Source organism: Streptomyces sp. NPDC090022 (genome assembly GCF_044748145.1).
Classification (GTDB): Bacteria; Actinomycetota; Actinomycetes; order Streptomycetales; family Streptomycetaceae; genus Streptomyces.
In genome coordinates this window covers 1-11,962 of the sequence record NZ_JBIVFN010000035.1, presented here as the reverse complement: position 1 = coordinate 11,962, position 11,962 = coordinate 1, and the positions used below count along the sequence as shown (strand labels likewise).

9 protein-coding genes are annotated in these 11,962 nt (G+C 74.4%); 5 read left to right on the top strand and 4 right to left on the bottom strand.

The window, feature by feature from the left end; all coding sequences use genetic code 11:
- Positions 1-386: 386 nt before the first annotated feature.
- The 3 genes from ACIPXB_RS34585 (at position 387) to ACIPXB_RS34575 (ending at position 6,349) form a co-directional block, all read left to right on the top strand.
- Positions 387-4,082, top strand: a complete 3,696-nt coding sequence (locus tag ACIPXB_RS34585; protein ID WP_401456541.1) for a DNA polymerase III subunit alpha — start codon at positions 387-389, stop codon at positions 4,080-4,082.
- 200 nt (positions 4,083-4,282) lie between these two features.
- Positions 4,283-5,245, top strand: coding sequence for a hypothetical protein (locus tag ACIPXB_RS34580; protein WP_401456623.1), 963 nt, complete (start codon positions 4,283-4,285; stop codon positions 5,243-5,245).
- Between the two features lie 231 nt (positions 5,246-5,476).
- A complete protein-coding gene (locus ACIPXB_RS34575) occupies positions 5,477-6,349 on the top strand; it encodes an esterase/lipase family protein (protein ID WP_401456540.1) in 873 nt (290 codons plus the stop codon).
- A 55-nt stretch (positions 6,350-6,404) separates the two neighbouring features.
- Here the strand turns inward: ACIPXB_RS34575 and ACIPXB_RS34570 are convergent, their stop codons facing one another.
- The 3 genes from ACIPXB_RS34570 to ACIPXB_RS34560 form a co-directional block, all read right to left on the bottom strand.
- The gene (locus tag ACIPXB_RS34570; protein WP_401456537.1) at positions 6,405-7,481 is read right to left on the bottom strand and encodes a lytic polysaccharide monooxygenase; all 1,077 of its coding nucleotides are present in this window, start codon (positions 7,479-7,481) and stop codon (positions 6,405-6,407) included.
- A 179-nt stretch (positions 7,482-7,660) separates the two neighbouring features.
- Complete coding sequence (locus tag ACIPXB_RS34565) at positions 7,661-8,185, bottom strand: DUF402 domain-containing protein (protein ID WP_401456535.1); 525 nt, start codon at positions 8,183-8,185, stop codon at positions 7,661-7,663.
- Complete coding sequence (locus tag ACIPXB_RS34560) at positions 8,182-9,138, bottom strand: GNAT family N-acetyltransferase (RefSeq protein ID WP_401456534.1); 957 nt, start codon at positions 9,136-9,138, stop codon at positions 8,182-8,184. The genes ACIPXB_RS34565 and ACIPXB_RS34560 overlap by 4 nt, the downstream gene beginning before the upstream one ends.
- Positions 9,139-9,190: 52 nt before the next feature.
- Here ACIPXB_RS34560 and ACIPXB_RS34555 point away from each other — a divergent pair, with 52 nt between their 5' ends.
- On the top strand, positions 9,191-9,595 hold the full coding sequence (locus ACIPXB_RS34555; RefSeq protein ID WP_401456532.1) for a GntR family transcriptional regulator: 405 nt from the start codon (positions 9,191-9,193) through the stop codon (positions 9,593-9,595).
- A 62-nt stretch (positions 9,596-9,657) separates the two neighbouring features.
- Here the strand turns inward: ACIPXB_RS34555 and ACIPXB_RS34550 are convergent, their stop codons facing one another.
- Positions 9,658-10,755, bottom strand: coding sequence for a DUF5925 domain-containing protein (locus ACIPXB_RS34550; RefSeq protein WP_401456530.1), 1,098 nt, complete (start codon positions 10,753-10,755; stop codon positions 9,658-9,660).
- A 222-nt stretch (positions 10,756-10,977) separates the two neighbouring features.
- On the opposite strand from ACIPXB_RS34550, the gene ACIPXB_RS34545 reads away from it, so the two are divergent.
- Positions 10,978-11,781 (top strand): SGNH/GDSL hydrolase family protein, encoded by an 804-nt coding sequence (locus ACIPXB_RS34545; RefSeq protein WP_401456528.1) that lies wholly within the window; start codon positions 10,978-10,980, stop codon positions 11,779-11,781.
- Positions 11,782-11,962 lie beyond the last annotated feature (181 nt).

The window sequence follows — 11,962 nt, the reverse complement described above, 5'->3', positions numbered from 1 at the left end:
GACGCGCGTTGTCACCGTGATTGTGCGCGCTGGGGGAGGCGCACGGTAGGGCGCACTTCGCGGGACCTTCCGGTGACACCGGGCCGTCGCGCCGGAGGGGGTGCGCCGGGGGACAGGGCCGAGCGGATGACGGGTCGGGCGAAGCCTGCGCGGGCGAGTGAGCCGAAGGGGGCGCGCCGGGGGAACGGAGGCGAGCGCCCGCAGGACCGGCGAGGAACGAGCCGGTCCGAGGACGCACGCCTCTGTGAGCCCGGCAAACAGCGCCCCCGGAGGCGAACCGAGTCCCCAAAAGAGGACCCCTCGAACAAACGTTTCGTACGGGCATTCGAATTGGTCTATGGTGGAGGTGGGGGAGGTGTTCTATCGAGGAAAGCAGGAGGCCGCGGGTGGCTGGATTCACGCATCTGCACACCGTTTCCGGGTTCTCCATGCGCTACGGAGGCTCGCACCCGGAGCGGCTGGCGGAGCGTGCCGCCGAACGGGGCATGGACGCCCTCGCCCTCACCGACCGCGACACGGTCGCGGGCGCGGTGCGGTTCGCCAGGGCGTGCGCGAAGGCCGGGATCCGCCCGCTGTTCGGGGCGGACCTGGCCGTGGCCCCGGCGCCCCTGCCGTCCGGAGGGACCGGCCGGCCGTCGGCCGCCGGGACCTCGCACCGCCTGCGCGCCCCCGTCAAGGGCGGCGCCTTCGTCGACGAGTCCGCCGCCCGCGCGGTCTTCCTGGCCCGGGACGGGGCCGCCGGCTGGGCGGAACTGTGCCGGATGATCACGGCCGCGCACGCGGGCGGGCACGGAACCGGGACCAGGACCGGGTCCGGGACCGGGTCCGGTGGCCCGGCCGGGGCCTGGGACGCGATCGACGGCGAGACCGGAGCCGGGGCCGGGACCGCGGGCTCGGCCCGGACCGGGGGCGGCGCCGGGACCCGGGGCGGTACGGGCGGCGGGACCGGGAGCGGCGGCGGGACCATGGCCGGGACCGCCGGGCAGCCCGTGGTGCCCTGGGACGCCCTGCGCGGGGAGGGCGTGTACGTCCTGCTCGGGCCCGGGTCCGAGGTGGGGCGGGCGCTGGCCGCCGGCCGGCCCGACCGGGCCGCGCGGCTGCTCGCGCCCTGGCGGGAGGTGTACGGCGACGCCCTGCGCCTGGAGGCCGTCGACCACGGCCGCACCGGTACCGGCCCCGGCTCGCTGCGGCTGGCCGCCCGTACCGTCGGCTTCGCCGCCGACCAGGGCGTCACCGCCGTCCTGACCAACGCCGTCCGCTACGCCGACCCCGGCCAGGGGCCGGTCGCCGACGTCCTCGACGCCGCCCGCCGGCTCGTGCCCATCGACCCCCGCGGCCCCCTCGACAGCGGCGAGCGCTGGCTCAAGGACCCCGGCGCCATGGCCGGCGCCGCCGACCGGATCGCCCGCGCCGCGGGCCTGCGCCCGGCCGACGCCCGCCGCCTGCTGGAGGACACCCGGCGCACCGCCGAGGGCTGCGCCGTCGACCCCGAGGACGACCTGGGCCTGGGCTCGGTGCACTTCCCCGAGCCCTGGCTCGTCGGCGCCGCCCACCGCACCGCCCAGCGGGTGCTGGAGTCCCGGGCCGCCGCGGGCATGGTGCGGCGCGGGTACGCCGGCCGGCGCGCGTACTGGGACCGGATGCACCACGAGCTCGACATCATCGCCCACCACGGCTACGCCTCGTACTTCCTGACGGTCGCGCAGGTCGTGGACGACGTACGGCGCATGGGCATCCGGGTGGCCGCCCGCGGCTCCGGCGCCGGGTCGCTGGTCAACCACCTGCTCGGCATCGCGCACGCCGACCCCGTCGAGCACGGTCTGCTGATGGAGCGCTTCCTGTCCAAGCGGCGCTCCGTGCTGCCCGACATCGACATCGACGTGGAGTCCGCCCGCCGGCTGGAGGTCTACCGCGAGATCATCGGCCGGTTCGGCGCCGAGCGCGTCGCCACCGTCGCCATGCCCGAGACCTACCGGGTCCGGCACGCCGTCCGGGACGTGGGCGCCGCCCTGTCCATGGACCCGGCAGAGACCGACCGGCTCGCCAAGGCCTTCCCGCACATCCGCGCCCGCGACGTCCGCGCGGCCCTCGCCGAACTGCCCGAACTGGCCGGCGTACGGGCGCGGGCCGAGCGGTACGGCCGGCTGTGGGACCTGGTCGAGGGCCTCGACGCGCTGCCGCGCGGGATCGCCATGCACCCGTGCGGGGTGCTGCTCTCCGACGCCTCCCTGCTCACCCGCACCCCGGTGGTGCCCACCAGCGGCGAAGTCCCCCTAGGCCCTGCGGGCCTGGGAGGTGCCCCCATCCCCATGTCCCAGTTCGACAAGGACGACGTGGAGCACCTCGGGCTGCTCAAACTCGACGTGCTCGGCGTCCGGATGCAGTCGGCGATGGCCCACGCGGTCGCCGAGATCGGGCGGACCACGGGAGCGCGGCTGGACCTGGACGACCCGGCGCAGGTGCCGCCGGGCGACCGGGCGACGTACGACCTGATCCGCTCCGCCGAGACGCTCGGCTGCTTCCAGATCGAATCGCCGGGCCAGCGCGACCTGGTGGGCCGGCTCCAGCCGTCGACCTTCCACGACCTGGTCGTCGACATCTCCCTGTTCCGCCCCGGACCGGTGGCCGCCGACATGGTGCGCCCCTTCATCGCCGCCCGGCACGGGCGCGCGCCGGTCCGCTACCCGCACCCGGACCTGGAGGGTCCGCTGCGCGAGACGTACGGGGTGGTGGTCTTCCACGAGCAGATCATCCAGATCGTCGACATCATGACCGGCTGCGGGCGCGACGAGGCCGACCGGGTGCGGCGCGGGCTCTCCGACCCCGAGTCGCAGGGGCGGATCAAGGTCTGGTTCGCGCAGCGCGCGGGGGAGCGGGGCTACGGGGCCGATGTGATCGCCCGGACCTGGGAGATCGTCGAGGCGTTCGGGTCGTACGGCTTCTGCAAGGCGCACGCGGTGGCCTTCGCCGTGCCGACGTACCAGTCGGCCTGGCTCAAGGCCCACCATCCGGCGGCCTTCTACGCCGGACTGCTCACCCACGATCCCGGCATGTACCCCAAGCGGCTGCTGCTGGCGGACGCGCGGCGGCGCGGGGTGCCGGTGCTGCCGCTGGACGTGAACCGCTCGGCGGCGACCCATCGGATCGAACTGGTGTCCGACGAGCCGCCGGTGTGGGGGCTGCGGCTGGCGCTGTCCGACGTCCATGGCATGAGCGGGGCGGAGGCGGGCCGGATCGAGGCCGAGCAGCCGTACGCCTCCCTGCGGGACTTCTGGGACCGCGCCCACCCGGGGCGGCCGGTGGCCGAACGGCTGGCACAGGTCGGCGCGCTGGACGCGTTCGGCGCCAACCGCCGGGACCTGCTGCTGCACGTCTGCGAACTGCACGGCGCGCAGCGAGCCGCCGGTACGCGTGGCGCGCGCGGCCCCCAGCTCCCGCTGGAGGGCGGGCGCGCCACCGCCGCCCTCGGCCTGCCCGACCTCGGCGACGCCGAACGGCTCAGCGCCGAGCTGGGCGTCCTCGGCATGGACACCTCCCGGCACCTGATGGACGACCACCACGCCTTCCTGGCGGAGCTGGGCGTGACCCCGGCGCGGCGGCTGCGCGAGACCGAGCACGGGCAGACGGTGCTGGTCGCGGGCGCGAAGGCGGCCACCCAGACCCCGCCGATCCGCTCCGGGCGGCGGGTCATCTTCACGACGCTGGACGACGGGACGGGCCTGGTGGACCTGGCCTTCTTCGACGACAGCCACGAGGCCTGCGCGCACACCGTCTTCCACTCCTTCCTGCTGCTGGTGCGCGGTGTCGTCCAGCGGCGCGGGCCGCAGAGCCTGAGCGTGGTGGGAGCGGCGGCGTGGAACCTGGCGGAGCTGGCCGAGGTGCGTGCCACCGGCGGCCTGGACGCGGTCGCGGCGCGCCTGGCGGAGCCGCTCCCGGTGGCGGCGGACCCGGGTGACTCCGGGCGGCGGATCCAGCTGCCCACCGGGTACGAGATGCACCCGTGGGCGGACCTCCAGCCGGCGGGCGAGGGCGTGGCGACGGGGCGGAAGCTGTGGCATTCCAGCCCGGGGAGCGCGGGATGACCCGCCGCCGCCCGCCGGGAACCCCCGGAGCTTCAGCCCCGCCGGCGATTGAGGCGTCGGGTCCGGGGCGGGGGCCCGGCGATCCGGCCTCGCCGGCGTTCGAGGTGCCGGGGCCGGAGCGGGGCGCCACGGCTTCGGTCTCGGAGGTGGGCCGGGCGTCGGAGGTGGGCCGGGCGTCGGGTGCGGTGCTGGCCGTGCGGATGCGGGCGCCCGGGGGCGAGGGGATCGGGGCCGAGGCGTACGCCGGGGTGCTCGGGGTGTTCGAGGCCGTCACGCCCGTCGTGCAGCCGGTGCCCCCCGACACCGTCCTCCTCGACCTCCGCGGCGCCCTGCGCTACTTCGGCCGTGACACGGCCGAGCTGGCTGCGCTGATCCGGGTCAGGGCTCTCGCCCTGTACGGCGTCGAGTGCACCGTCGGCGGCGCCGGCAACCCCATGCTGGCCCGGATGGCCCTCCGTGCGGCCGTCCCTGGCGGGACCCTGATCATCGATCAGGACGAAGCCTCCGTACGGGAGTTCCTCGACCGCAAGCCGGCTGTCGCCCTCGACGGCATCGGTTCCGGGACCGCCCGCACCCTGTGCCGGTACGGTCTCGACACCGTCGGCCGGATCGCCGCCGCCCCGCCCGCCACCCTCCGCCGCATCCTCGGCCCCCGCGCCGGCCGCGAGCTCCACGAGCGGGCCACCGGCATCGACCGCACCCCGGTCCGCCCCGGCGCCGCCGCGCGCGCCCTGGCCGGGGAGCGGTCCTTCGACCGCGACGAGCTGGATCCCGTACGCCATCGCCGGGCCCTGCTCTCGCTCACCGAGGAACTCGGCGCCACCCTGCGCGCGCGGGGCCGGGTGTGCCGGTCGCTGACGCTCACCGTGCGCTGCGCCGACCGTACGGCCGTCACCCGCACCCGGAGCTTTCCCGAGGCCACCGCCCACTCGGCCGCCCTGACGGACGCCGCCTACGCGCTGTACGCCGCCCTCGGCCTCCAACGGGCCCGGGTCCGCGCGGTGTCGCTGCGCGCGGAGGACCTGACTCCCGCCGAGCGGGCGTCCCGGCAGCTCAGCCTGGACCCCGAGGACGACAGGGCCCGCCGCCTGGAGGCGGTCACGGACCGGATCCGGGGCCGCTTCGGCCCGGCGGCCATCTCCCGCGGCAGCCTCGCCGCCTAGGTGCGTCGTCAGGGGACGCCGCATCTGGGCCCCCTGGTGCGCGGTCGCCCCCGCGGAGCGGTCCGCTTATCACACGCGCCGTTCGACACCCGATTTTTTACTGACGCGTAACTTCCCACTCTTGCTACTGGACCGTAATTTAACGGCAGCAGCACCCCTTGTGATCCGGATCACGGGACGACGAACCCCCACGCCCATCCCCCTGAGTCGAACCCGCAAGGAGATCACACGATGCTGCCCTGGAGACGCCTGCTCCGCCCGCTGGCCGTCCTCGCCCTCACCGCCGCCGCGCTCGTCGCCCCCACCGGCACCGCGCAGGCGGCGCCCGCCGCCACCGCCGCGACCAGCAGCGGCTGGAACAACTGGTCCTGCAAGCCGTCCGCCGCGCACCCGCGCCCCGTCGTCCTCGTGCACGGCACCTTCGGCAACTCCGTCGACAACTGGCTCGGCCTCGCGCCGTACCTGGTGCACCGCGGCTACTGCGTCTACTCGCTCGACTACGGGCAACTGCCCGGCGTGCCCTTCTTCCACGGGCTCGGCCCCGTCGACAAGTCGGCCGAGCAGCTCGCCGTCTTCGTCGACCGGGTGCTCGCCGCCACCGGCGCCAAGGAGACCGACATCATCGGCCACTCCCAGGGCGGCATGATGCCGAACTACTACATCAAGTTCCTGGGCGGCGCCGCCAAGGTCAACGCGCTGATCGGGCTCGCCCCCGACAACCACGGGACGACCCTGCTCGGGCTCACCAAACTGCTGCCCTACTTCCCCGGCGCCGAGGACCTGATCAGCTCCGCCACCCCGGGGCTGGCCGACCAGATCGCCGGATCGGCGTTCCTGACGAAGCTCAACGCGGGCGGCGACACCGTCCCGGGGGTCAGCTACACCGTCATCGCCACCCAGTACGACCAGGTCGTCACGCCCTACCGCAGCGCCTTCCTGACGGGGCCGAACGTACGCAACGTGGTCCTGCAGGACCTGTGCCCCGTCGACTTCTCCGAGCACGTGACGATCGGCCTCACCGACCGGATCGCCTGGCACGAGGCGCTCAACGCGCTCGACCCCGCGCACGCCAAGCGGACCACCTGCGCGTCCGTCTTCGAGTGATCTCTTCGACGATCTCCTCGAATGACGCGCAGGTGGTCCGGGCGGACCGCCGGGGTCAGCGGCCGTGCCGCCCCCCGACGGTCCGGCGGCGGGCCACGGCGAACAGCACGGCCGTGCCGACGGCCAGGACGCCCGCGCCGCCGATCGCGATGAGCGGGGTGGTGCTGTCGCCGCCGGTCGCGGCGAGGCCGGTACCGGCGGACTGGCCGTCGGCTTCGCCCGTGCCGGCCACCGCGGTCGCCCCGCCCCCGTGGGCGTGGGGGACCGCGCTGCCCGGAACACCGTTGGTCTTCGGGTCGTTGTCACCGTGACCGTTGTGCTCGACCGAGGACTTGCTCTGCCCGGCCGCGATCTGCTGGTCGGTGGGGGCCGACGGCTTCGACGCCGGCTTGTCCGACGGCTTGGCGGAGGGCTTGGTGCCGCCCTGGCCGCCACCGTTCTGGTTGCCGCCGTTCTGGCCGCTGCCGCCGCCCGGCACCGGGGCGGTGCCGCTGTCCTTGCCGAACACCACGTCCGAGCAGGTGTAGAAGGCCTCCGGGCTGTCCGAACGCTGCCAGATGCTGTAGATGAGGTGGCGGCCGGACTTGTTCGGCACGGTCCCCGTGAAGACGTAGTCACCGTTCTGCATGCCCGGGTCGGTGACCTTCGCGAACGGCGCGGGCTCCAGGTCCGACCACTTCAGCGGCTTGGCGGGGTCGTAGCCGTCCTTGGTGACGTACAGCTCGAAGGACCCCTTGTGCGGGGCCGTGCCCTTGTAGCGGAAGGTGTGCGGGCCCGCCGACATCGGGCTGGCCGGCCAGTCCCCGCGGGCCAGGTCCAGACCCTGGTACTTGTCGTTGCCGGCCGAACAGAGCTGGCCGTTGGGGATGAGCGAGCGGTGGTTCCCGGCGGCGTTGGCGATGTTGACCGCGTTCCAGTCGTAGAACGCCTGGGTGCCGCTGGCCGCCACGGCCGCCTTGCACGCGGCCGACTTCGGCGCCTCCGGCCCCTCGGCGTAGCACGCGGCCACCCGGCTGACCGGGTCCGTCATCGAACCGTGGGCGGCAGCCGGGGTGACGGCGTACACGGTGACGGCGAGCGGCGCGAAGCCGAGCGCGGCGAGACGGGTGACGGTACGGCGGCGTGCGGGCATCGGTGGGATCTCCTTCGAGCAGCGGTCGGGCCGTGCGGCGCCACGCCCCCCGTGGGTCGCGACGCCGCCCCGCCCTGTCCTGTCCCGGCCAAGCTAGCCGCCCTGACCACGCGTTCCGCCGGGATCGGGGCCCCGGAGGGCATCCTTAGGTTCCCTTTAAGGAAGGGCTAAGCGCCCCGTCAGGATGCGCCCCCGAGGGCGTCCCCGGGGGCGTGCCCGGGGTGCTCGCCGAGCAGCTGCGCGAAGCCGCCGGAGCGGACCAGGTCCTCCAGCTCGTCGAGGGCGGCGACGGCCGCGCGGGCCGCCTCCGGGTCGCGCCCGGCCAGGCCGCTCGCCGCGAACTCGTCCTCGTCCAGGCGCCGTACGTCCGCCAGGTCCGCCGAGACCCACAGGTCGAGGTCGAGGTCCTCGACGAGGATCCCGTCCTCCCGTACGTCCGCGGGGCGGGTGATGTCGCAGTACCACCCCTTGAGCACGCCGGCGCCGGTACGGACCTCCTTCACCGCGAACCAGCGGTCCCGCCAGAAGTGCTCGACGAACACGTCCCCCGGCTCGAAGCGGACGAAGCCGAAGTCACGGACCCCGTCCGCCGCCCACGGGGCGCGGACGGTGACGCGCGCGCCGTCGTCGCCGAGCCGCTCCGCGGGGTAGCTGATCTTGGTGCGGCCGCCCTTGGTCAGGGTGACGGTGACGCGGTCGGTCACGGCCGGTCCTCCCCCAGCCGTTTGGCGTGCCGTACCTCGGTGGCGCAGATCTCGTAGCCGAACCGGGCGTTGACGGCGAGCATCGGCGCGTTCCCGGCGTCGTTGCCGGTGAACGCCTCCGTGTAGCCGGCCGCGCGGGCCCGGCGCAGGGAGTCGGCCTTGGCGAGCCGGGCCAGGCCGCGGCCGCGGTGGGCGCGCAGGGTGCCGGTCATGGCGGAGGCGTAACGGGTGCCGCCGTCGGTGAGGGCCGCGGTGAAGGCGGCCACCGCGCCGTCGACCAGGACCACCGTGGTGAGGTCCTTGTCGAGGTCGGGGTTGTTCCAGGTGTGCCGCACCCAGTCCTCGTAGTCGTCGAACTCGGTGTCGATGTCACCCGGTTCGTCGGCGGTCGTCTCCGCGTCGGCCTCGAAGAGGGGGCGGGGGTCGGCGGCGAAGGCGGACCCGGGGCGCAGCTCGACGCCGGCGGGCAGGGCGTCCGGGGGAGCGGGGAGCGTACCGGCGGTCAGGTCCAGGCGCAGGAAGTGCGCGCTCCGGCTCGCGCGGTAGCCGTGCCGCTCGGCGAACGCCCGGTGCCCGGGCTCGTCCAGCACCCACGCGTACACGTCGACGGCTCCCTCGGCCGCCAGGTAGGCCTCGGCCGTGCGCAGCAGGGCGGTGCCGGCCCCGCGGCCGCGGTGGGCCGGGTCGACGTAGGCGTTGAGGTACGACCGGCCCGGCTCCGGGCTGTCGTGGGCGATCCCGGCCTGCGCGGTACCGACGACGTGGCCGTCGGGGGTCTGGGCGACGAGGATGCGGTGGCGCCGGGCGGGAGGGGAGTTGGTGAGTTCGGACGCCACCCCGGCGGCGGTGGTGATCATGAAGGGCAGGGTGGCGCGGCGCACCCGTACGACGGCCTCGGCGTCCACGGGGTCACCGGGGCGGAGGTCGCGGATCAGAACGGTGGTATCGGTCACGGGCCCCGACGCTACGCAAGGCCGCGCCCGGGCCGCCTCCGAATTACCGGCGATGAGGGAGAATCGGCCGGTGACCTCGACGAACCTCAGGATCTCCCTCGACGCGTCGGCCGCGGCGGCGCCGTACGAACAACTGCGCGCGCAGATCGCCGACCAGGCCAGGTCGGGCCGGCTGCCGGCCGGTTTCAAACTGCCGACGGTACGGGGGCTGGCGCAGGAGCTCGGGCTGGCGGTGAACACGGTCGCGAAGGCGTACCGGGCGCTGGAGGCGGACGGGGTGATCGAGACGCGGGGACGGCACGGCACGTTCGTGGCGGCGGCCGGGGACGCGGCGGCGCGGGAGGCGGCGGCCGCGGCGCAGGACTTCGCGGATCGCGCGCACCGGCTGGGGCTGACGCTGGACGAAGCCGGTGCGGTCGCGATGGAGGCGTTGCGGGCCCGGTACGGCCGGCCGTAACCGGGGGCTCCGCCCCCCGGACGGAGTCTGGGGGAGCGTCCGGGGACGGAGCCCCCGCAACGTCACAGGTACAGGCCCGCGTCCGCGCCCTGCGGCTGGGGCGGGAGGATCGCCGCCGGGCCGGACCCGCGGCGCAGGGCGAAGAGCTCCGCCAGCGTCGCCCCGTCCCGCGCCACCCCCTCGTCCGTGCCCAGCCACTCCACCGCCTCACGGTGCGTCAGCCGGCCCACCTCGATCCGCGCCAGGCACCGTCCGGGCCGGACCACCGCCGGGTGCAGCCGTTCGAGGTCCTCGTTCGTGGTGACGCCCACCAGCACGTTGCGCCCCTGCCCCAGCAGCCCGTCCGTCAGGTTGAGCAGCCGTGACAGCGCCTGCCCGGCCGTGTGCCGGGCCTCGCCGCGGATCAGTTCGTCGCAGTCCTCCAGCAGCAGCAGCCGCCAGCGGCCCTTCGACGCCCCCTCGTCCTCGCCGATCGCGATGTCCATCAGGTAGCCGACGTCGTTGAACAGCCGCTCCGGGTCCAGCACGCAGTCCACCTGGCACCAGTCCCGCCACGACCGGGCCAGCGTGCGCAGCGCGGAGGTCTTGCCCGTGCCGGGCGGGCCGTGCAGCAGGAGCAGCCGGCCCGCGATGTCGTCCGGGGTCACCTTCATCAGGCGGTCCATCGCCCCGGCCACCGGCGCGGTGTAGTTCGGCCGTACCTCCGCCCAGGTGCCCGCCGCGATCTGACGCGTCGTCCGGTACGGGCCCCGCCGCGGCGAGACGTACCAGAACCCCATCGTCACGTTCTCCGGCTGCGGCTCCGGTTCGTCCTGCGCCCCCGTCGTCGCCTCCCCGAGCACGCTGGCCGCCAGCTCGTCGCTGACCGCCGTCACCGTCACGTCCGCGCCCCGGCTCCAGCGCGAGACGAGCATGGTCCACCCCTCGCCCTCGGCGAGCGTGGCGCTGCGGTCGGTGTCGCGCGCCGAGCGCAGCACCGTGGCCGCGGGCGGCAGCAGGGTCACTCCGGCCTTGACCCGTTCGATCGTCACGCTCCGCGAGTACGGCTGCTCGCCGGACGCGAACCGGCCGAGGAACAGCGCGTCGACGACGTCCGACGGGGAATCGCTGTCGTCGACGTTGAGCCGGATCGGCAGCGCGTCATGAGGGTTGGCTGGCATGGCGCCCATGATCCGGCACGAAGTGCCCTTGCGCACCCGTGTTTCACCGGTTCGTTCGCTGGAACGGGTGCCGTACTTCCCTCTTCAAACGCTTCGCGCGTGAAGATTCGGCCCGCATCTCCACCCCGAATCTTCTTGGCATGGACACTTCCAGACAGGCCCTGTGCGCCGGTACCACGGAACTCGGCAGCAACCCCCACACGAAGCCGCAGGAGCCGCACCATGAAGCTGTCTCGTTTCGCCGCCCTGTCCTCGTCCCTCTTACTCGCCGCGGGCGCCGTCCTGTTCGGCGCCGGCCAGGCCTCCGCCGCCGCCGACTTCGGCTATGTCGCGCTCGGCGACTCGTACTCCTCCGGCGTCGGCGCCGGGAACTACGACGGCGCCAGCGGGAACTGCAAGCGCACCCCCCGCGCCTACCCGGCCCTGTGGGCCGCCGCCCACGCCCCGCAGACCTTCTCCTTCGTCGCCTGCTCCGGCGCCCGTACGGACGACGTCCTCTCCGGGCAGCTCGCCCCGCTCAACTCCGGCACCGACCTCGTCAGCATCACCATAGGCGGCAACGACGCCGGCTTCGCCGACGTCATGACCACCTGCGTGCTCCAGTCCGAGGCCACCTGCGTCAACCGCGTCAACCAGGCCAAGGCGTACGTCACCTCCACCCTGCCCGGCAAGCTCGACCAGGTCTACAACGCGATCGACAGCCGCGCTCCGGGCGCGCACGTCGTCGTCCTCGGCTACCCCCGCTTCTACAAGCTGAACGGCACCTGCACCACGGGCCTGACCGAGAACGAGCGGGCCGCCATCAACGGTGCCGCCGACCACCTCAACGCCGCCATCGCCAAGCGCGCCGCCGACCACGGCTTCACCTTCGCCTCGGTCGTCGGCTCCTTCACGGGCCACGAGATCTGCTCCTCCGGGACCGCGTGGCTGCACAGCGTCAACTGGCTCAACATCGGCGAGTCGTACCACCCGACGGCCGCCGGACAGTCCGGCGGCTACCTGCCGGTCTTCGCGAACGCCGCGTAACCGCTCCCGCGGGACGAGGGCAGGAGGCCCCGCCGGGCGGGGCCTCCATCTCGCGGTCCGTCCGGGCGGGCGTCACCGGATTTCTCCCAGGAGGCTCCGCCCTTGAGGGCGGGGAGGAATGGATCCCTGGCGCGGAGCCGCGAAGCGGCGGAGTTCTCTGCACATCTGCCCTGACCTGCAC